The organism is Rhodoferax lithotrophicus, assembly GCF_019973615.1.
Lineage (GTDB): Bacteria > Pseudomonadota > Gammaproteobacteria > Burkholderiales > Burkholderiaceae_C > Rhodoferax > Rhodoferax lithotrophicus.
In genome coordinates this window covers 4,894,495-4,914,024 of sequence record NZ_AP024238.1, presented here as the reverse complement: position 1 = coordinate 4,914,024, position 19,530 = coordinate 4,894,495, and the positions used below count along the sequence as shown (strand labels likewise).

Sequence of the window (19,530 nt, the reverse complement as noted above, 5' to 3'; positions counted from 1 at the left end):
GTTCAATGGTCAATATCAATACGCCCAGGGGCTGCTCAAGCGCTGTGTCAGCCGATGTCTGTGCGCGAGTGATGGGTGAGTGTCTAGCGTTTCAGGGGGCCAGGTAGGTGGCGAGTTTTTGGCTGAACACATCGGCCACCTCTTGCCAGCTGGCGTGGGTGCCGATTGTAGAAAGATCCACCGTTTGCAGGCCCTGGTAGCCACAGGGGTTGATTCTCGAGTAGGGTTCCAGATCCATGGCCACATTCAGCGCAACGCCGTGGTAGGTGCAGTTGCGGCTGACTTTGATGCCTAAAGCGCCAATTTTTCCCAGGCCGGTGAAGTTGGGGCTAGCTTGGTGGTGAACAGCAGGCGTAATGGCCGAAGAGCCGGGGGTGGGCCCGGCTGCGTCAGGGAACAGCTCGGATCGCGCATCCGGAGTTTTGACGATTTTCATTGGCCGCTGTGGCAACAGCGCATGTGAAGCCGGGTCATCCAGCCGCACATAAATTCCCGGCGCACCAGCCACCCGGTGGCCGGTTACACCAAAGTGCAGCAGCGTGCGGATCACGGCTTCTTCAATACGATAGACATATTCTTTGACAAAGTAGCCAGCGCGTTTGAGATCCAGCAGCGGGTAAGCCACCACTTGGCCGGGTCCATGGTAGGTCACTTGGCCACCCCGGTTGGTTTGCACCACGGGAATATGGCCGGGGTTGAAAATATGTTCTTTTTTGCCTGCCAGACCCTGTGTATAAACCGGTAAGTGCTCACAAATCCAGAGCTCATCGGGGGTGACTTCTGTGCGTGTGGCGGTAAACGCCTGCATGGCGGTGTAGGTGGGCTCGTAGTCTACAAGCCCCAAAAATTTTGGATTCAGGTTCACGCTCAAAGTACCACCTTGACCATGGGGTGGGTGGACAGTGTTCGGTAAATTTCGTCGAGTTGTTCCCTGGAGGTGGTATTCACGGTGATGGTGACACCCAGGTATTTGCCGCCTTTGCTCTCACGCAATTCGATGGTGCCAGCATCAAAGCTGGGATCAAATTGCTGGGCGATGTGGGTGATGGCATGCACCATGCCTTCGACCTTGAGTCCCATGACTTTGATCGGAAATTGGCACGGGTAGGTGATCAGGGAAGCTTGTTCAGTGTTGGGTGGGGGGGTGGTCATAACAGAGGTGGTTACAGGCAAGTCGAGGGAGGAAATGGTTGCGGTGCAGCAATTTGTCCGTATAATCGAAGGCTAATCTAGTCGGGGCCAAGCTGTAAAGTAGGCGTAATGTACATGGTGACAATACCACCTTCAATAGCGCGGAGATCAGGGTTTGACGATGAGTCAGATTTTTCCCCGTTGTCTCGTGAGCAGGCGCAGGCGCTTGTGAAAGCCCATCCGGTGGTATCGCCATGGTGGGTGGTTTTGGGGCAAGTTGTTGTGGGCTTGGTGATTGTTGCTTTAGCGTGGGCTGTGTTTGGTGTCAATGTTGCCAGATCAGTCGCTTGTGGCTCAATTGCTGTAGTGGTTCCTGCGGCATTGTTTGCGCGTGGTTTGACGAGTCAGTTTGCTCGTATCAACCCGGGTGCGGCGGTGATCAGCTTCTTTGTATGGGAGTTGGTCAAGATTGTGGTGACGTTGAGCATGCTTTATGCGGCTCATCGTTTGGTGAAGGATCTGAGTTGGCCGGCCATGCTGGTTGGCTTGGTTGTCACTATTAAGGTGTATTGGTTGGCTCTGGCGTTTAAGCGCAAGGAAAAACCAGTTCAATTCATTCATGGCGAACATTTGCCTCACGGTAAAAGTAACTGATCAAAGAGTAACTGATGGCTGCTGAAGAACACGCTGTAAAACAAGGTCTCACTGCGGGTGACTACATTGGTCACCATTTGCATCATTTGCAAACGGGGAAGCAATCAGGTGTGATCGATTTTTCGGTTTTCAACCTTGATTCCATTTTTTGGTCAGTTCTGCTGGGTGTTGTTGGTTTGTTTTTTATGTGGCGTGTAGCCAAAAGTGTTACGGCAGGTGTTCCGGGTCGTATGCAGGCGGCTGTGGAAATTCTGCTTGAGATGGTGGATACCCAGGCTAAAGGCATTATTCATAATGCTGAATCGCGCAAATTTGTAGGTCCATTGGCGTTGACTGTGTTCATGTGGGTGTTTTTGCTCAATTCAATGGACTTCTTGCCTGTTGATCTGATTCCCCTGATTTGGGAAGTTATTTACGGTGCTATGGGTCACGATACTGCGCATGCCTATATGCGTGTGGTTCCCACTGCTGATTTGTCCACTACGCTGGCTATGTCTACATCGGTGTTATTGGTTTGTTTGTATTACAACGTCAAGATCAAAGGTGCGGGTGGTTGGGCGCATGAATTGGTGACAGCTCCATTTGGCACCAGCAAAAATCCTTTATTTGCACTTATTCTGGGTGTGTTGAATTTCAGCATGCAACTGATTGAATTCACTGCTAAAACAGTCTCGCATGGCATGCGGTTGTTTGGCAATATGTACGCTGGTGAGTTGGTGTTCATGCTGATTGCGCTGATGGGTGCGGTTGGTTTTGGTTCGGCCACTGGCGTTGCATTGTGGTTGGGTCATGTGGTGGCGGGTACGGGTTGGGCAATCTTTCACATTTTGATTGTTGCTTTGCAGGCCTTCATTTTCATGATGTTGACCCTGGTGTATGTGGGCCAAGCTCACGACCATCACTAACAGTTTGTAGGTAGTTTTTTCTTTTTCTTTTCAACTTGAATCCATAGGAGCTTTAAATGGAAAACGTTCTTGGTTTGGTGGCATTGGCTGCTGGTTTGATCATTGGTCTGGGTGCTGTTGGTGCTTGTATCGGTATCGGCATCATGGGTAGCAAATACCTTGAAGCTGCTGCTCGTCAACCAGAGTTGATGAACGAATTGCAAACCAAAATGTTCTTGCTGGCTGGTTTGATTGACGCTGCGTTCCTGATTGGTGTTGGTATCGCAATGATGTTTGCGTTCGCTAACCCCTTCGTGTTGAAATAATTTCCATCGCCTTTCATTTAATAGAGAGGGGTTGTTGTGAGTATTAACGCAACATTCTTCGCGCAAATGGCGGTGTTTTTCATGTTGGTGGTTTTCACGATGAAATTCGTGTGGCCACCGATAGCCAAAGCACTTGACGACCGCGCACAGAAAATCGCAGACGGCCTGGCTGCTGCAGACAAGGCCAAAGCAGAACTTTCATCCGCTAACAAGCGTGTGGAGGATGAATTGGTCAAGTCACGTACAGAAACCGCCACCCGTTTGGCGGATGCAGAACGTCGTGCCTTGTCCATCATTGAAGAGGCAAAAGTCAAAGCCACTGACGAAGGCAACAAGATTGTTGCTGCCGCCAAGGCTGAAGCCGAGCAGCAAACCGTTAAAGCCCGTGAGGCCTTGCGTGAGCAAGTAGCTGCACTCGCTGTTAAAGGTGCCGAACAGATTCTCCGCAAGGAAGTCAATGCTGGCGTGCATGCAGATTTGTTGTCTCGTTTAAAGACTGAGCTTTAAGAGAACGCCATGGCTGAACTCGCCACTATTGCCCGTCCCTACGCCGAAGCTTTGTATAAAGCAAGCACATCTGATGCGTTTGCTGCGCTGACTTGGCTTGATGAGTTTGCCTGTGTATCAGCGCAAGCTCAATTGCAGCAATTTGCTGACAGTCCCAAGGCGACCAACGAACAGGTGTACGCAGTTATTTCCGGTGTGATGAAGTCTGCACTGGATAGCCATGCGCAAAACTTTATTCGAACCGTGATTGCCAACAACCGTCTGGCTTTTGTGCCAGAGATTGCGGTGCAGTTCCGGGCGCTGGTCAATGACAAAAGCGGCTCTAGCGATGCCGTGATTTACAGCGCTTTCCCTATGGATGGCGCAGCATTGGTTGATGCGGCCAAAGTGCTGGAAAAACGTTTTGCACGTAAGCTCAATGTGTCAGTTGAGTTGCAGCCTGAGCTCATTGGTGGCATCAGGGTGGTCGTGGGTGACGAAGTTCTTGACACATCCGTCAAGGCCCGTTTGGAACAAATGAAAATGGCACTGACGGCTTGAGGCTTTTGCCCTCCAGTCTCAGGCCTATTTAATGAAAGAAGGAAAGAGTCATGCAACTCAATCCAGCAGAAATTTCTGAACTGATCAAGAGCCGTATTGAAGGTTTGTCTGCCACATCAGACATCCGCAATCAAGGTACGGTAGTTTCCGTAACCGACGGTATTTGCCGCATCCATGGTCTTTCTGACGTGATGCAAGGCGAAATGCTTGAGTTCCCAGCTGATGCCGAAGGTCAAGCCAGCTATGGTTTGGCTTTGAACCTGGAGCGTGACTCGGTGGGTGCCGTGATTTTGGGCGCTTATGAGCATATTTCTGAAGGCGATACCGTCAAGTGCACGGGACGCATTTTGGAAGTTCCCGTTGGTCCAGAACTCAAAGGTCGTGTGGTGAATGCCTTGGGTCAACCAATTGATGGCAAAGGCCCGATCAACGCCAAAATGACCGACGTGATCGAAAAAGTGGCACCAGGCGTTATTGCCCGCCAATCGGTTGATCAGCCCATGCAAACCGGTTTGAAATCGATTGACTCTATGGTGCCCGTAGGTCGTGGTCAGCGCGAATTGATCATTGGTGACCGCCAGACTGGTAAAACAGCCGTTGCGATTGATGCCATCATCAATCAAAAAGGTCAGAATATGACCTGCGTATACGTAGCGATTGGTCAAAAAGCGTCCAGCGTGAAGAATGTGGTGCGCTCGCTTGAGCAAGCCGGTGCCTTGGAGTACACCATTGTGGTGGCGGCAACGGCATCTGAATCTGCTGCCATGCAATATGTGGCTGCTTACTCTGGCTGTACCATGGGCGAGTATTTCCGTGACCGCGGTGAAGATGCCCTGATCGTGTACGACGACCTGTCTAAACAAGCGGTTGCTTACCGTCAAGTGTCGTTGCTCTTGCGTCGTCCTCCAGGCCGTGAAGCCTATCCTGGTGACGTGTTTTATCTCCACAGCCGTTTGTTGGAGCGTGCCGCACGTGTGAACGCTGATTACGTTGAAGCTTTCACCAAGGGTGAAGTAAAGGGTAAAACCGGTTCTTTGACCGCATTGCCTATCATTGAAACGCAAGCTGGTGACGTGTCTGCTTTCGTGCCAACCAACGTGATTTCCATTACAGACGGCCAGATATTCCTGGAAACCAGTTTGTTCAATGCAGGTATCCGTCCAGCTATCAATGCTGGTATTTCTGTGTCCCGTGTGGGTGGTGCAGCTCAAACCAAATTGATCAAGAATTTGTCAGGCGGTATCCGTACCGATTTGGCTCAATATCGTGAATTGGCGGCATTTGCACAGTTTGCTTCTGACTTGGACGAATCTACTCGTAAGCAACTCGACCGTGGTGCACGCGTTACTGAATTGCTCAAGCAAGCTCAATACAGTCCATTACCAATTTCTTTGATGGGTTCAACTTTGTTCGCCGTTAACAAGGGTTACCTGGATGACATCGCTGTGAGCAAGGTCTTGGCTTTTGAACATGGTTTGCATGGCTATCTGAAAGACAAGCATGCAGCTCTGTTGGCCAAGCTGGAAGCAGCTCGTGCCATGGACAAGGACGCTGAAGCCGAATTGAACACCGCAGTAGCTGCCTTCAAAAAGTCATTTGCTTAAGGTCACCTCACACTTGATAGGAGACTGATATGGCAACTGGCAAGGAAATACGCGGCAAGATCAAAAACTTCGAAAGTACGAAGAAGATCACCAAGGCCATGGAGATGATTTCTGTCTCCAAAATGCGTAAAGCTCAAGAGCGCATGCGTGCGGCTCGGCCGTATGCAGAAAAAGTGCGCAATATCGCTGCGCATTTGGGACAAGCCAACCCTGAGTATGTGCATGCTTTCATGAAGCCCAATGACGCGAAGGCGGTGGGCATGATTGTTGTAAGTACCGACAAGGGGCTGTGCGGTGGTCTCAATACCAATGTATTGCGCGGTGTGACTAATAAATTGCGTGATGTTCAAGCTGCAGGCATGACCACGCAAGCAGTCGCCATTGGCAACAAGGGGTTAGGTTTTCTCAATCGTATCGGTGCCAAGGTGGTATCGCATGTGACGCAATTGGGTGATCGCCCCCATCTTGAACGGCTGATTGGTCCCGTCAAGGTTTTGCTGGATGCTTATGCCAAAGGTGAAGTGAGCGCGGTTTATCTTTCATACACTCGGTTCATCAATACGATGAAGCAAGAGGTTGTGATGGAACAACTGCTTCCTTTGTCAGCGGTTCAAATGCAGGAGCAAGCACGTGCAAGTGAGGAAACTTCTGGCACAAAGCATGGTTGGGACTATATTTACGAGCCGGATGCGCAGACCGTGATTGACGACTTGCTGGTGCGCTATGTGGAAGCATTGGTGTTCCAGGCTGTTGCAGAAAACATGGCCTCTGAACATGCTGCGCGCATGGTGGCCATGAAGGCTGCAACCGACAATGCTGGCAATGTGATTGGTGAGCTGAAACTTGTCTATAACAAGACTCGGCAAGCCGCCATCACCAAAGAACTGTCAGAAATTGTTTCCGGTGCAGCCGCCATCAGCGCCTAAGCCAAAGCAACCGCTAGCACACTTTAATTTAAATTGGAGCAGAACCAAATGGCTCAAAATACTCAAACGAACGCAAACGTTCAAGGCAAGATTGTTCAGTGCATTGGCGCTGTGGTGGACGTGGAATTTCCGCGTGAACACATGCCGCACATCTACGATGCGCTCAAGCTCGAAGGTTCAACCCTGACACTTGAAGTCCAGCAGCAGTTGGGTGACGGCATTGTCCGCACCATCGCCTTGGGCTCAAGCGACGGTTTGCGTCGTGGTTTGATGGTGACCAATACCGGTAAACCGATTTCTGTCCCAGTGGGCACGGCCACATTGGGCCGTATCATGGACGTGCTGGGTAATCCGATTGATGAACGTGGTCCAGTTGAAACTACTCAGTATTCAGCTATTCACCGCAAGGCACCCACTTACGACGAACTCAGCCCTTCGCAAGAATTGCTGGAAACCGGCATCAAGGTGATTGACTTGGTTTGCCCGTTTGCCAAAGGCGGCAAGGTCGGTCTGTTCGGCGGTGCCGGTGTGGGCAAGACTGTGAACATGATGGAACTCATCAACAACATCGCTAAGGCACACAGCGGCTTGTCCGTGTTTGCCGGTGTGGGTGAACGTACTCGTGAAGGCAATGACTTCTACCACGAAATGGCCGACTCTGGCGTGGTGAACCTGGAGAAGCTTGAAGACTCCAAGGTGTCCATGGTTTACGGTCAGATGAATGAGCCCCCAGGCAACCGTCTGCGCGTGGCTTTGACCGGCCTGACCATTGCGGAGTCATTCCGTGACGAAGGCAAAGACGTGTTGTTCTTCGTGGACAACATTTATCGCTACACCTTGGCTGGTACCGAAGTGTCCGCTTTGTTGGGTCGTATGCCTTCCGCCGTGGGTTACCAGCCTACTCTGGCCGAAGAAATGGGCCGTTTGCAAGAGCGGATCACCTCCACCAAGGTTGGTTCGATTACTTCCATCCAGGCCGTTTACGTGCCAGCCGATGACTTGACCGACCCGTCTCCTGCGACCACCTTTGCCCACTTGGACTCCACTGTGGTGTTGTCACGTGACATTGCTTCGCTGGGTATCTACCCTGCGGTCGACCCGCTCGACTCCACCAGCCGTCAGCTCGATCCGAATGTGGTGGGTCTGGACCACTATGAAACGGCTCGTGCCGTGCAAGGTACGCTGCAACGCTATAAAGAGTTGCGCGACATCATTGCCATTTTGGGTATGGACGAGTTGGCACCAGAAGACAAGCTCACAGTGGCACGTGCCCGGAAAATTCAACGTTTCCTGTCACAACCCTTCCACGTCGCTGAAGTGTTCACTGGCTCGCCTGGCAAATATGTCAGCTTGGCCGAAACCATTCGCGGCTTCAAGATGATTGTGGCTGGTGAATGTGATCACCTGCCAGAACAAGCCTTCTACATGGTGGGTACCATTGATGAAGCGTTTGAGAAAGCCAAAAAAGTCTAAAGGCCTTGTGGGGCAGTTCTTGATCGCATCGCATCAAGCGTTGTCCCCAACTGATTAGGAGTTATATGAACACTATCCACGTTGATGTGGTGAGTGCTGAAGAATCCATCTTTTCGGGTGAGGCACGTTTTGTAGCCTTACCTGGTGAAGCTGGTGAATTGGGCATTTACCCGCGCCATACCCCACTGATCACCCGCATCAAAGCGGGGTCCGTGCGCATTGAAAAGGCCGACGGCAGCGAAGAGTTTGTGTTTGTGGCAGGTGGCATTCTTGAAGTGCAGCCCAACTGCGTCACTGTTTTGTCTGATACCGCTATTCGTGGCAAGGACCTTGATGATGAGAAAGCCAACGCTGCCAGATTGGCAGCAGAAGAAGCGGTCAAAAACGCCAAATCGGATCTGGATTTGGCCAAAGCTAGTTCTGAACTGGCTGTGATGGCTGCGCAAATTGCTGCGTTGCGTAAATACCGTCAGAAAAAGTAACTCACAGACACGTGAAATTCTGAAAACCCGCACTCACTTCAGTGAGCAGCGGGTTTTTTTATGTCCACTCTGAAAGTGCTGAACCTCTGCCGGTCATTACCCCAGCACTGGTTCATTGGGTAATTCGTTCAGATTAATCTGATGTGGTGACATTGCAAAATGTTGCTGTAACAAGCAGGAGACCTCTTGTACAGCTAGGTTCAGGCCAGCTTCATAGTTTCCCATCTTGAATGTCTCACACATGGAAGAAGCTAATTCTGACCAGATACCAGCAGGGACACGATCATTCAAGCCACGGTCTGCAACAATTTCGAGTCGCTTTTCGACCAGCAGCAAATAAATCAGTACCCCATTGTTGTGCTCTGTATCCCACACACCCAGTTTGCCAAACATGGACAACGCGCGTTGACGGATGATCTGTTCTATGGGACAGTCCTGCCATAGATAGCTGGTAGGCAGGGCGGCTTCAATGTAAATACGAATTTCACCGCTGTGGCCCGATTCACTGTTCGCGATAGCGGTTGCCAACTTGTTCAAAACCGCTGGAGGAATAGCTTGTTGAGCAGCGTTGTCATTTTGCCAACGGTGTTTCACGAAACGGATTAGACGCTGCCACATTACCAATCTCCTGAGGCACCACCGCCCCCAAAATCACCACCTCCACCAGAGCCAAAGCCGCCGCCAAAACTGCCGCCGCCAAAGCCCCCACCATGTCCCCAGCCCGATGAATGACCACCGGAGCGGCCAGACCGGTTTCCCAGGTTGCTGCTTTGCAGCAAGGTAAGCACTAATGCAAACAGCCCTGCCAATCCGGAAATCAGCAGGCTGGCAGTCAACGTCATGGCAAGGGCACCAGCAATACCACCAGTGGCCAGAGCGCCCAGTTTCTTGCCCAGAATGTTTCTCGACACGGCCCCAACCACGGGTATTGCAATGAACATCAAAACGCCCAATTCCATCCAATCAAAGTCAGCCGAAGGGCGGGATGGTGTGGCAGCAGGTTCTGGCAAGGCTTCATTGGAAATCAGTGCCATGATGTGCTCGACACCAGCTTGCAGGCCCCCCGCATAGTCCCCTTGTTTAAAGCGTGGTGTGATGGCCTGATCGATGATGCGTTTGGCCGCCAGGTCGGGGATCGCGCCTTCCAGCGTTTTGGCCACCTCAATACGAAGTTTGTGGTCTTGAACGGCCACAATCAACAACAGCCCATCACCAATGTTCTTGCGACCTATCTTCCAGTCGTTGGCTACCCGGTTTGCATAAGAAGAAATGTCTTCCGGTTGTGTGCTGGGCACCAGCAAAATCACTATTTGTGAACCCTTCGTCTGTTCAAAGGTGGTCAACGTGGCTTCTAGTGCGCTGTGTTGCGCGGGATTTAAGGTACCGGCGGTGTCAACCACATGCCCACTCAAGACGGGCACAGCTTGCTGGGCAAACGCTGTGGGTATCCACAAAATGCAAGCCCACAGTAGCGCCGCAAGCAAGATGAAATGAGGCAACTTCAGGTCAAGTTGAGTGGAATACGCAACATGGTGACTGAGAAACCTGGAACTCGCGAGTTTTCTCTGCACTTTGAGTGCACTCATTTCTTGGTGAAGTCAACCACCGGCGGGGCAGAAATGGCAGCCTCGTTTTGTACCGAAAAATTAGGTTTTGGCGTATAGCTAAACACCATGGCCGTCAGGTTGCTGGGAAAACTACGTGCCAGCACGTTGTAGTCTTGTACGGACTGGATGTAGCGGTTACGGGCTACCGTGACACGGTTTTCAGTGCCCTCAAGCTGTACACGCAAATCGCTGAAGCCCTGATTGGCCTTGAGGCTGGGGTATTGCTCAGACACCACCATCAAGCGGCTGAGCGCAGAACCCAACTCACCCTGTGCAGCTTGAAACTTGTTGAAGGCTGCGGGGTCATTCAGCGTTTCCGGGGTCACCTGAATTGACGTGGCTTTGGCACGTGCCTCAATCACCTTGGTCAGGGTTTCCTGCTCAAAGGTGGCCTCCCCCTTGACGGTGGCCACAATGTTAGGCACCAGATCAGCGCGGCGTTGGTACTGATTCAGAACTTCACTCCATGCCGATTTGGTTTGTTCATCCAAGCGTTGAAAGTCGTTATAGCCACAGCCAGTGAGCAGCAGGGCTGTCGTCAGGATTAAAAGCCAGCGTTTCATAAGCACCTCCGAAATAAAGTGTGACCTTAGCATAAGACCAGGTTTGCAAAGGAGTTTTGCACAGGCATCACCGCATGGGTTTTATGGCAAAGCGCTGAATTGGTTGCTCAAATATAGCGCGCTCTCAAATCCAAGTGCAACAGGAGAAGTCTACTGGCCCGGATTTCGGGTGCGCCATGTACAGCCAGAGAACTCGGTAGAAATCAACGACCCTGCCGAGCGCGCTGAAACAAGCCAGAAGATGACCCCACTGACATGGACTGATGCAATGTGTTAGCCCGCCAAGTACAAGACAGTAGACTATCCATTCACAATGCATCACCTGCATTTACCCTTGCCATTTCTCATGCCTCAAGCTGTCTCCCTGCTGCGTAGCGCCCGTCTGGCACGCAGTGCCAAACCTTTTATTGCGCGCGGGTCGCGTTCCGAGCGTTGCCCTGATTGCCGGGTGACGTTCAAGCACTGCCTGTGTACGCTACGGCCCACGGTAGCCACGCGAGCAGGCGTGTGCTTGATCATGGCTGACATTGAGCCACTTAAACCCAGCAACACTGGCTGGCTCATCGCTGATGTGGTGGCTGATACGGCGGCCTTTGGCTGGGCACGTACCGAGGTGGATCCGGCTTTGCTGGCCATGCTTGCCGATCCGCAGTGGCAGCCCTACCTGGTGTTTCCTGGCGAGTTTGTGGAGGCTGCGCGGGTGGTGACCGAGGTGCTGCCGCCCGAGGACGCACACACCGGCCCGCTGAAGCGCCCGCTGTTTGTGCTGCTGGATGCCACTTGGACTGAGGCGCGCAAGATGTTCCGCAAAAGCCCTTACCTGAACCACTTGCCGGTGCTGAGTTTGCAACCTGCGCAACTGTCACGCTACCAACTGCGCCGCTCCAAGCGCGCTGACCACCTGTGTACCGCCGAAGTGGCCGCATTGTGCCTGGAACTGGCCGGTGAAACCCATGCGGCACAGGTGATGGACGCTTACTTTGACGTGTTCACCAACCACTACCTGGCTGCCAAGCGCTTGGTGGCCATCGATTGGGAAGATGCGGTGCACCTGCGCTTGCGCGGCTTGGTGGTGACACCCGTGAAGTAGCCAGCATCATCCATTGGCACCCGTCACTTGTATGCGATGGCCCGCCCATTCAACTCAAATCGGCCATACGCAGCATGGTCACAAGACCCGACACTGTTGGCAACTGCGCCAGCTCTGCCGCCATGTTGCACATGACACGCCCTGATGTGGGTTCGGTCAGTACCAGCACCGCGTTGAGTGTCGGGTCGCCAGGGTGCGCCAGCACCTCGACTTGCCGCACCCGCACCGGGGCTGCTGCAAAATATTCAGACAGGGTTGGCAAGATGCACGATGTGTTCGAGACATTCAGGCGTAGGTAGTACGCGGTTTCAACCTCGTTGATGCCAAGTACCTGGATAGCAGCCATGGCACTGTGTTGGAACGCAAGGTAGGGCACCCGGTGCTGCGGTGATGTTCCCGAGGTACGGCATACATCCACCAGATCAGCAATCACGGCGGATGCAGTTTGTTCGGAACCCGCTCCTGCCCCGTAATACAGGGTGATGCCAGCGGCATCACTCTTCACCATCACGGCGTTCATGGAGCCGTTGACCTGGGCCAGCAGGTGGTCGGCGGCAATCAGCGTGGGGTGTACACGCAGTTCCAGGCCACGCGAGGTGCGTTGAGCGATGCCCAGCAGTTTGACGTGATAGCCCAGGCTCCCGGCAAAGCTGATGTCGAGCGAATCCAGCTCAGTGATACCCTCCACATGCACCTGATCAAACTGAACGGGTACACCAAACGCATTGGCCGCCAGCAAGGTGAGCTTGTGTGCGGCATCAATACCCTGTATGTCCAGCGTCGGGTCAGCTTCGGCATAACCCAGACGCTGGGCATCGGCCAGGGCCGTGGCAAAGTTCAGGCCCTTGGTTTTCATTTCTGACAGGATGTAGTTGGTGGTGCCGTTGATGATCCCGGCGATCCACTCAATGTGATTGGCGGTGAGTCCTTCACGTAACGCCTTGATGATGGGGATGCTGACTGCCACCGCCCCTTCATAGGCCACCACCACACCTTGGGCCTGTGCCGCAGCAAAAATCTCGCGGCCATGTACGGCCAGCAAGGCTTTGTTGGCGGTCACCACATGTTTGCCATTGGCAATCGCCTGCAGCACCAATGCACGTGCCGGAGTGGTGCCGCCAATAACTTCCACGACCACGTCAATCTCCGGGTTGTTGACCACTGCAAACGGGTCATCAGTCAGTACCACCTCACGGCCAACAATGTTGGCAGCGCGGCTCAGGTGACGTACGGCGACCGTCGTGATTTCAATGTGTCGGCCGGTTCTGGCGGCAATCACCTCTGCATTGCGTTGCAAAACGCGGTAGGTGCCTGAGCCAACGGTGCCCAGGCCGAGCATGCCAACGCGCAGCGGTGCCTGCGGCGATGCGGCACAGGAAGGGTTGCCGGATGTAAACGTGGCGAATTGATCTTGGTACATAAAACTCTCCAAACAGTTGAAACCCCTGCTGCCTTGGCGGGGGTTGTTCAGAGAGGTACACCACCAGGCAGCCGGAACGGCCACCTGCACGACGCTCAGGCAGCCGTGGTTTTAATGGTGGTAATCATTCGTGCGTCTATAGCCCGCAAAATCACGGGCAAACCAGCACACACCACAGGTTGGGTGTACATCTGGCTGGGTTTGGAACGGCACGACATGTCCTAAAGCATACCACGCAGGTGTGAGCAATTGAGGTGCAGACAGGTCTGGCGCGTTGCACCCGTTCTGGCATCAAGTCAGCCAAAAATCCATTGGCAACTTTTTACATTTTTGATAGCTGCTCACGCAATATTGACGGGCACTAGAGGTCATTTTCACTATAAAAAGCTGCAGGCACCATGGCCCCCTTGCGGAATTCATCGGGTGTCGCCCTGGCCAGGCGCTTGAACATGCTGATGAAGGCCGATGCACTGCCGTAACCCAGATCCAGCGCGATGGTCTCCACGGTTTGACCATGCTCCAGCAGCGCCATGGCTTTGACCACCCGCAGCCGTTGCCGCCACTGTGCCAGGCTCATGCCCAGATCACGCTGGCAGCGGCGCATCAGCGTGCGTTCGGTGGTGTTGGCAAGGGCCGCCAGTTCGGGCAGCGTGCGGTTGTCTCCGGGGTGGGCTTCCAGCCAGCGCAACACCGGGCCCAGAGCCAAGTCATCCGAGCTGGGCAGGTAGCTGCCCGCACGGGGCGCGGTGCTGAGCTGGTCCAGCAACACCTGCAACAAGCGGGCATCAGCCGGACTGTCGGCATCTACCTGCGGGGCTGGCCGGGCATGCAAATGCTCCAGCATGGCACGCGCCAGCGGGCTGACGGTGAGTGCACTTGGCTCGGTGGGCAAAGCCCCACACAGTTCGGCCGAGATGTACAGCGAGGCATGGTGTGCCGCCTGGCGGTTCATGCCCACATGCGCCTGGTTGGGTGGCAACCAGACCCCGTATTGCGGCGGTGCCAGGTAGTGGTGCTCGGCCACCTTGACTTCCATCACCCCGCTGAACGAATACACAAACTCACCCCAGGCGTGCTGGTGCAGCGGGTAAATACCCAGCGCTGGCACATAGGCGCTACGAAACATCAGGGGCGCGGGCAAGCTGGGGCTAGCCAATGGGATGTCGAGCTTGGGGCGAAGGATGCGCATGTTTTGTCGGTTGTGGCGTATGGATTGTCTGGTTTTCACTATATCAATGAAAGCCGTCACACCAATAATCCAACCTCCTCTTTTTCTACCCTTGTTGCCATGTCTAGCCGCCAAGCCCTTGATCCCCGAGCCGTGACCCTGATGTTGGTGCTGTGCGCCGTTTGGGGTTTGCAGCAGGTGGTGCTGAAAGCCACTGTGAACGATATTTCCCCCATCATGCAGATCGCCCTGCGCTCGGGTGGGGCCGCGTTGCTGGTGGCGCTGGTGATGTGGTGGCGTGGTGAACGCATGGACTGGCGTGATGGCACCTTGCCAGCTGGCGTGGTGGTTGGGGTGCTGTTTGCGCTGGAGTTTTTGCTGGTGGCCGAGGGCCTGCGTCACACCACTGCGTCACACATGGTGGTGTTTTTGTATACCGCACCGATGTTTGCCGCGCTGGGCCTGCACTGGCGCCTGCCAGCCGAACGCTTGGGTGCGCTGCAATGGCTAGGTATTGCGCTGGCATTTGGCGGTATTGCGTTGACCTTTTTGGGACGCAGCTCCTCCACCCATGCGGTTGCGGGTGATGCGTTGTGGGGCGACTTTCTGGGCCTGATGGCGGGGGTGTCCTGGGCTGCGACCACGGTGGTAGTGCGCAGTTCTGCCCTGTCAAAAGCACCTGCTACACAGACTCTGTTGTACCAGTTGATAGGGGCTTTTCTGTTGCTGCTGGTTGGTGCGCTGGTCACCGGGCAGGCGCGCTTTAACCTCACACTGCAGGTTTGGGCCAGTTTGGCGTTTCACACCTTGGTGGTGTCATTTGCCAGTTTTTTGGCATGGTTTTGGCTGTTGCGCCATTACCTGGCCTCACGCCTGGGTGTGTTCTCGTTCCTTACACCCTTGTTTGGCATAGTGTTTGGGGCCTGGCTGCTGAATGAGCCGATTGAGCTGCGCTTTTTGCTGGGTGCCATTCCGGTGCTGATCGGCATTGTGCTGGTCAGTGCCGGGGGATGGGTGCGGCAGTGGTGGGGTCGCCCGGCCAGCGCCGCTGGTTCTCCTCCTGCACCGTGAACGCCAGCCGGATAGTTTCCCGCATGTCATTGTCGTTCCACGGTTTGGTCAGGAATTTGTAGATGGCGCCTTCGTTGATCGCTTCGGTGACCGTATTGAGGTCGGTGTAGCCCGACAGCACCAAGCGTACCGTGTGCGGGTGCAATTGTCTGACCCGCGAGAGGAATTCTGTACCACTCATCTCTGGCATGCGCTGGTCCGAGATGATCACTTGGATCGCGTTGGTCGCCAGCAGATCAAGGCCTTCACGTGCACTGGTGGAGGTCAATATCTGGTAGCCGTCGCGCCGCAACAGGCGCTTGAGCGCCGACAACACGTTGGGCTCATCATCCACCAGAAGCAAGGTGCGCACCGCCTCGCCCTCACTTGGCAGGGGCTGTGCCAGGCTGCGCCGCTCGCGCAACAGGGCTTCGTATTCTGCAGCCGGTAAAGGACGGCTGAAATAGTAGCCCTGAATCTCGTCGCAAGCGTGTTGGCGCAGGTAGCTAAGTTCAACCAAGGTTTCAACGCCCTCAGCGACCACCGTCAATCCCAGGTTGTGCGCCATGACAATGATCGTGCTGGTGATGGCGGACCGTTGTGGATCTGTGGCGACTTCGTGCACAAAGCTGCGGTCAACCTTCAGGGTGTTGACGGCAAAACGTTGCAGATAACTCAGTGATGAATGCCCGGTACCAAAGTCGTCCAGAGATATCCGCACCCCCAGGCGGGTGAGTTCTTGCAGCAATTCAATGGCCCGGTCCACATCCTGCATCGCCATGCTTTCCGTCACCTCCAGGTCAAGCAGGGCCGGTGGCAGGCCGGTATCGGCCAGCACGCGTTTGATCAATGGCAGTAAACCAGCGTCGCTGAATTGCCGCGCTGAAAGGTTGACAGCGATTCGCCCCGCCGCCAATCCGGCATCCAGCCACGTGCGGTGTTGACGGCAAGCTTCCACCAGAACCCATTCACCCAACGGTACGATCAGCCCGGTTTCCTCTGCCAGAGCAATGAAGTCCACGGGCGGCACCATGCCGCGTTCAGGGTGTTGCCAGCGTACCAATGCCTCGGCGGCGACAATGGAGCCGCTCATCAGATCAACCTGGGGCTGGTAATGCAGCAGAAATTCACCGTTGGCAAGGGCCTGGCGCAACTGGCTTTCCATGGTCAGTAACTCGTGCACCCGCTGGTTGATATCCGCGGTGAAAAACTGTATTCCGTTGCGCCCCTGTTCCTTGGCCCGGTACATGGCCGCCTCGGCGTGGCGCAGCAGTCCCTGCGTATCACCTGCGTCATTCGGGTACAGGCTGATGCCCATGCTGGCAGACAGGGTCAGGTGGTGCGCCTGCAGCACAAACGGCAAAGCCAACTCTGCCTGAATACGTCCGCACACGATCTGCGCGGTGCGGGTGGCATCCGTAGTTGGCAAGATCATGACAAATTCGTCGCCACCAAGCCGCGCCAGGGTGTCTCCATCACGCATACACGACTGCAGCCGGAGTGCCGCCAGCTTCAACAAGGCATCACCTACGGCATGACCGAGTCCGTCGTTGATCATCTTGAAACGATCCAGACCGATCACCATAATGGCGACCTCATCGTCAGCACGCGCTGCGTGAACCAGTGACTGATCCAGGCGGTCATCCAGCAGGTTGCGGTTCGGCAGTCCGGTGAGCTGGTCGTGGTTGGATTGGTATTCCAGCGTTGCCTCGTAGTTTTTGCTCTCCGTGATATCGGTCAACACCGAAACGAAGTGTGTCACCAGGCCACCATGGCGGCGCACCGGCGACACCGACAGTTCGCACCAGAACATGCTGCCGTCCTTACGGTAATTGCGTAAAACAGCATGCCCTTCGCGGCCCTCGCGTAAGGCCAGGCGGATGCTATCGAGCTCAGGTTGTTCAAAGTCTGACCCCAGCAGGAAGCGTCCATTCCGTCCCACTGCATCGGCAACGCCGTAGCCGGTGATGCGCTCGAAGGCTGGGTTGACATAGGTGAATGGATGGTCGGCATCCAGCACCGATGAAATCATGATGCCGTTGCTGGAAGCCTCGATTGCCTGCTCATGCAGGTGCAGGATGTCTTCACTGCGCCGGCTTGCAATGCCATAAGCAAGGTCGTCGGCAAGCTCCTGCAACAGCACCAGCTCTTCCTGACCCAGTGTTTCCTTGTCACCCGCATGCAACACCAGAACCCCAAAGTCCTCATGCCCCGACACCAGAGGCAGCGCAGCACCCGCCACACAACCGCAACGGCGAACGGCTTCGCTGGCTTCGACATAGTAGGCATCATCTGCAATAGACATGCAGATGATGGGGCGTTCTTGGGTTATTGCCGCACCCACAAAACCCGGCCAGTGGGCTTTGGTGCCGCGATCATGTGTTAACAACGCCGCCTCCACACTATCTCCGGGAACTATCATGACCGGGCGCAACACCGTTTCGTGGCCTGGCTCGGGCATACCGACCCAGACAAAGCAATAGCCACCCACTTCAACCAGGATCCGCCCCACCTCCGCCAGCAGTGTGGCCTCATCACTGGTACGCACCAGCGCGCTGTTCGCCTCACTGAGCACGCGCAAGGTGCGGTTCAGCCGCTCCAGCGCCACGCGTGCCAGCCGCCACTCGGTGACATCCTCTTTGACGGCGATGAAGTGTGCAATCTCGCCTTGTTCGTTGCGTACGGGCGCAATTACCTCGAACTCCCAGTAAAGATCGCCATTTTTCTTGCGATTGCACAATTCGCCGCGCCACTCCTTCCCGGCCAGCAGGGTTTGCCACATCGCTGTGTACACCTCATCGGAGGTCAGTCCAGACTGGATCAGCTGCGAGGTTTGACCAAGCGTCTCTGCGGCGGTGTAGCCGGTGAGTTCGGTGAATTTTGGATTGACATATTCGATTTTCCCCTCGCGATTCGTGATCACAACGGTGGCAGGACTCTGCTCAACGGCTTGGTGCAGATTGCCAAGGCGCTGGTTGGCAGCGGCCAACTCCTTGGTACGCAGTTCAACCTCACGCTGCAATAGTTGTGGGTGACGCAACAAGACGTATGCGAGGTAGGCCAGCAAAGAGCTTGCCAACAGCGCCAATAAAAGTTCGACCAGCAGCGAGGGGTAGGAATGCCAGCCGGAGATCGGTGCAACACCCAGAATCCACTGGCTGTTTGACACCTGAATGTTATGTACCACCGGGTCATCAAGTGCGGCAGATGTTGACTGCGCCAGGACAGATACAAGGGCATTGGCACCGTTATGAACAAGGCGGTAGTTGTAGCCGAACTCTGCCATTTGCTGCAGATTGCAGATACGCATCAGCTCGTTCATCTCCGCCACCGCCGTCACAAACCCCCAAAAATGCGCTGACTTCCCATCACCGAGGAACACTGCCAGCCGACCGATCAGGCCACTGCTGCCATCACTGAGTGTCACCGGGCCTTCGAGCGTGACCGCCCGGCTGTCCATGGCCCTGAGTGCGTCCGTGCGGTGCTTGGGATCGTTTAAATTGTCGATACCGATGGCACGTTCGTTGCCCGCACGTGGAGCGATCTCAGAGACCACCCCACCGGGTGCCAGCACCAGTGCGCTGACCCCTGGGTAGAGTGGCAGCATCTGCGTCGTCAGGGCTTCAAAGTTGTGAATACGGCCCTGCCCTTGACGCACCATTGCCGCCAGTGCATAGGTGGCCGACATCGCACGATCAATCTGCAACTGCAGTGCGTGTGCATGGTCTGCAGCCCGATCCAGTGCAACGGCCCGCCGCTGCTGAACGCGGGCACTCTCGATGATCGTGATCAGTCCCACGCCTAAAGCCAGAGAAGCCAGAAACACCCCCGCCGAAATCCAGCGTACACGTGTATCGGTCACTAATTTGACCGCGACCGGCTCACCTGCGCTGCGCCCGGCCAACCAATAAACCAGCCCGCCATTCAGCAGGATAAAAGCCAGGCCCTTGAGTGTTTGCCAATCAGTGACCAGACCCGAATCACCTAACAGCGTAGCGAGCCCCTGGTCAGACAGGTAGATCCAGATGACAGCTAGAACCAGATACAAAATCGTCATTCGAAGACGAGAAGTGAACATCATCGGTACCTTCAGAAGATGGATTCC

General features: G+C 54.8%; 19 protein-coding genes. 11 read left to right on the top strand and 8 right to left on the bottom strand.

All coding sequences use genetic code 11. The annotated features are described in order from the left end of the window. Positions 1-91 precede the first annotated feature (91 nt). A complete protein-coding gene (gene lipB / locus LDN84_RS22720; RefSeq protein ID WP_223906278.1) occupies positions 92-865 on the bottom strand; it encodes a lipoyl(octanoyl) transferase LipB in 774 nt (257 codons plus the stop codon). Positions 866-867: 2 nt separating this feature from the next. Further along, positions 868-1,152, bottom strand: coding sequence for an HP0495 family protein (locus tag LDN84_RS22715; RefSeq protein ID WP_223906275.1), 285 nt, complete (start codon positions 1,150-1,152; stop codon positions 868-870). Positions 1,153-1,260: 108 nt separating this feature from the next. Here LDN84_RS22715 and LDN84_RS22710 point away from each other — a divergent pair, with 108 nt between their 5' ends. The 9 genes from LDN84_RS22710 to LDN84_RS22670 all read left to right on the top strand — a co-directional run bounded on the left by LDN84_RS22710 (position 1,261) and on the right by LDN84_RS22670 (position 8,527). Next, complete coding sequence (locus LDN84_RS22710; RefSeq protein WP_223906273.1) at positions 1,261-1,785, top strand: ATP synthase subunit I; 525 nt, start codon at positions 1,261-1,263, stop codon at positions 1,783-1,785. A 14-nt stretch (positions 1,786-1,799) separates the two neighbouring features. After that, entirely contained in the window at positions 1,800-2,690 is an 891-nt protein-coding gene (gene atpB / locus LDN84_RS22705) for a F0F1 ATP synthase subunit A (RefSeq protein ID WP_223906271.1), read from the top strand. A gap of 56 nt (positions 2,691-2,746) precedes the next feature. Continuing rightward, positions 2,747-2,995: a F0F1 ATP synthase subunit C gene (gene atpE, locus LDN84_RS22700; RefSeq protein WP_096668784.1), complete on the top strand. Its 249-nt coding sequence runs from the start codon at positions 2,747-2,749 to the stop codon at positions 2,993-2,995. Between the two features lie 36 nt (positions 2,996-3,031). Then, positions 3,032-3,502 (top strand): F0F1 ATP synthase subunit B, encoded by a 471-nt coding sequence (locus LDN84_RS22695; protein ID WP_223906269.1) that lies wholly within the window; start codon positions 3,032-3,034, stop codon positions 3,500-3,502. 9 nt (positions 3,503-3,511) lie between these two features. Further along, the gene (locus LDN84_RS22690; protein WP_223906267.1) at positions 3,512-4,042 is read left to right on the top strand and encodes a F0F1 ATP synthase subunit delta; all 531 of its coding nucleotides are present in this window, start codon (positions 3,512-3,514) and stop codon (positions 4,040-4,042) included. A gap of 50 nt (positions 4,043-4,092) precedes the next feature. Further along, positions 4,093-5,646 (top strand): F0F1 ATP synthase subunit alpha, encoded by a 1,554-nt coding sequence (atpA, locus tag LDN84_RS22685; protein ID WP_223906264.1) that lies wholly within the window; start codon positions 4,093-4,095, stop codon positions 5,644-5,646. 29 nt (positions 5,647-5,675) lie between these two features. Beyond that, positions 5,676-6,572 (top strand): F0F1 ATP synthase subunit gamma, encoded by an 897-nt coding sequence (atpG, locus tag LDN84_RS22680; RefSeq protein ID WP_223906262.1) that lies wholly within the window; start codon positions 5,676-5,678, stop codon positions 6,570-6,572. 48 nt (positions 6,573-6,620) lie between these two features. After that, complete coding sequence (atpD, locus tag LDN84_RS22675) at positions 6,621-8,045, top strand: F0F1 ATP synthase subunit beta (protein WP_223906260.1); 1,425 nt, start codon at positions 6,621-6,623, stop codon at positions 8,043-8,045. 65 nt (positions 8,046-8,110) lie between these two features. Then, positions 8,111-8,527, top strand: coding sequence for a F0F1 ATP synthase subunit epsilon (locus LDN84_RS22670; protein ID WP_223906257.1), 417 nt, complete (start codon positions 8,111-8,113; stop codon positions 8,525-8,527). Between the two features lie 96 nt (positions 8,528-8,623). Here LDN84_RS22670 and LDN84_RS22665 read toward each other — a convergent pair whose 3' ends face one another. The 3 genes from LDN84_RS22665 to LDN84_RS22655 form a co-directional block, all read right to left on the bottom strand. Continuing rightward, positions 8,624-9,145 (bottom strand): TPM domain-containing protein, encoded by a 522-nt coding sequence (locus LDN84_RS22665; protein ID WP_223906255.1) that lies wholly within the window; start codon positions 9,143-9,145, stop codon positions 8,624-8,626. After that, positions 9,145-10,026 (bottom strand): TPM domain-containing protein, encoded by an 882-nt coding sequence (locus tag LDN84_RS22660; protein ID WP_223906252.1) that lies wholly within the window; start codon positions 10,024-10,026, stop codon positions 9,145-9,147. The genes LDN84_RS22665 and LDN84_RS22660 overlap by 1 nt, the downstream gene beginning before the upstream one ends. Before the next feature lie 83 nt (positions 10,027-10,109). Beyond that, entirely contained in the window at positions 10,110-10,697 is a 588-nt protein-coding gene (locus LDN84_RS22655; RefSeq protein WP_223906250.1) for a LemA family protein, read from the bottom strand. A 346-nt stretch (positions 10,698-11,043) separates the two neighbouring features. Here LDN84_RS22655 and LDN84_RS22650 point away from each other — a divergent pair, with 346 nt between their 5' ends. Next, the gene (locus tag LDN84_RS22650; RefSeq protein ID WP_223906248.1) at positions 11,044-11,787 is read left to right on the top strand and encodes a tRNA-uridine aminocarboxypropyltransferase; all 744 of its coding nucleotides are present in this window, start codon (positions 11,044-11,046) and stop codon (positions 11,785-11,787) included. Between the two features lie 49 nt (positions 11,788-11,836). Here LDN84_RS22650 and LDN84_RS22645 read toward each other — a convergent pair whose 3' ends face one another. Both LDN84_RS22645 and LDN84_RS22640 read right to left on the bottom strand, forming a co-directional pair. After that, a complete protein-coding gene (locus tag LDN84_RS22645; protein ID WP_223906246.1) occupies positions 11,837-13,207 on the bottom strand; it encodes a homoserine dehydrogenase in 1,371 nt (456 codons plus the stop codon). 361 nt (positions 13,208-13,568) lie between these two features. Further along, a complete protein-coding gene (locus tag LDN84_RS22640) occupies positions 13,569-14,396 on the bottom strand; it encodes an AraC family transcriptional regulator (protein ID WP_223906244.1) in 828 nt (275 codons plus the stop codon). Between the two features lie 99 nt (positions 14,397-14,495). Between LDN84_RS22640 and LDN84_RS22635 the strand changes: the two genes are divergently transcribed. Beyond that, complete coding sequence (locus LDN84_RS22635) at positions 14,496-15,446, top strand: DMT family transporter (protein ID WP_223906243.1); 951 nt, start codon at positions 14,496-14,498, stop codon at positions 15,444-15,446. Here the strand turns inward: LDN84_RS22635 and LDN84_RS22630 are convergent. Further along, positions 15,373-19,503 carry an EAL domain-containing protein gene (locus tag LDN84_RS22630; RefSeq protein WP_223906242.1) on the bottom strand — a complete coding sequence of 1,377 codons (4,131 nt, stop codon included), beginning with the start codon at positions 19,501-19,503 and terminating at the stop codon, positions 15,373-15,375. The genes LDN84_RS22635 and LDN84_RS22630 overlap by 74 nt on opposite strands. Between the last annotated feature and the right edge of the window lie 27 nt (positions 19,504-19,530).

Bases quoted from the DNA above. Each gene is read 5' to 3' on its own strand.
- LDN84_RS22715 (WP_223906275.1), bottom strand. From the start codon at position 1,152: ATGACCACCCCCCCACCCAACACTGAACAAGCTTCCCTGATCACCTAC.
- LDN84_RS22710 (WP_223906273.1), top strand. From the start codon at position 1,261: ATGTACATGGTGACAATACCACCTTCAATAGCGCGGAGATCAGGGTTT.
- atpB (WP_223906271.1), top strand. From the start codon at position 1,800: ATGGCTGCTGAAGAACACGCTGTAAAACAAGGTCTCACTGCGGGTGAC.
- atpE (WP_096668784.1), top strand. From the start codon at position 2,747: ATGGAAAACGTTCTTGGTTTGGTGGCATTGGCTGCTGGTTTGATCATT.
- LDN84_RS22690 (WP_223906267.1), top strand. From the start codon at position 3,512: ATGGCTGAACTCGCCACTATTGCCCGTCCCTACGCCGAAGCTTTGTAT.
- atpA (WP_223906264.1), top strand. From the start codon at position 4,093: ATGCAACTCAATCCAGCAGAAATTTCTGAACTGATCAAGAGCCGTATT.
- atpG (WP_223906262.1), top strand. From the start codon at position 5,676: ATGGCAACTGGCAAGGAAATACGCGGCAAGATCAAAAACTTCGAAAGT.
- atpD (WP_223906260.1), top strand. From the start codon at position 6,621: ATGGCTCAAAATACTCAAACGAACGCAAACGTTCAAGGCAAGATTGTT.
- LDN84_RS22670 (WP_223906257.1), top strand. From the start codon at position 8,111: ATGAACACTATCCACGTTGATGTGGTGAGTGCTGAAGAATCCATCTTT.
- LDN84_RS22665 (WP_223906255.1), bottom strand. From the start codon at position 9,145: ATGTGGCAGCGTCTAATCCGTTTCGTGAAACACCGTTGGCAAAATGAC.
- LDN84_RS22655 (WP_223906250.1), bottom strand. From the start codon at position 10,697: ATGAAACGCTGGCTTTTAATCCTGACGACAGCCCTGCTGCTCACTGGC.
- LDN84_RS22650 (WP_223906248.1), top strand. From the start codon at position 11,044: ATGCCTCAAGCTGTCTCCCTGCTGCGTAGCGCCCGTCTGGCACGCAGT.
- LDN84_RS22645 (WP_223906246.1), bottom strand. From the start codon at position 13,207: ATGTACCAAGATCAATTCGCCACGTTTACATCCGGCAACCCTTCCTGT.
- LDN84_RS22640 (WP_223906244.1), bottom strand. From the start codon at position 14,396: ATGCGCATCCTTCGCCCCAAGCTCGACATCCCATTGGCTAGCCCCAGC.
- LDN84_RS22635 (WP_223906243.1), top strand. From the start codon at position 14,496: ATGTCTAGCCGCCAAGCCCTTGATCCCCGAGCCGTGACCCTGATGTTG.
- LDN84_RS22630 (WP_223906242.1), bottom strand. From the start codon at position 19,503: ATGTTCACTTCTCGTCTTCGAATGACGATTTTGTATCTGGTTCTAGCT.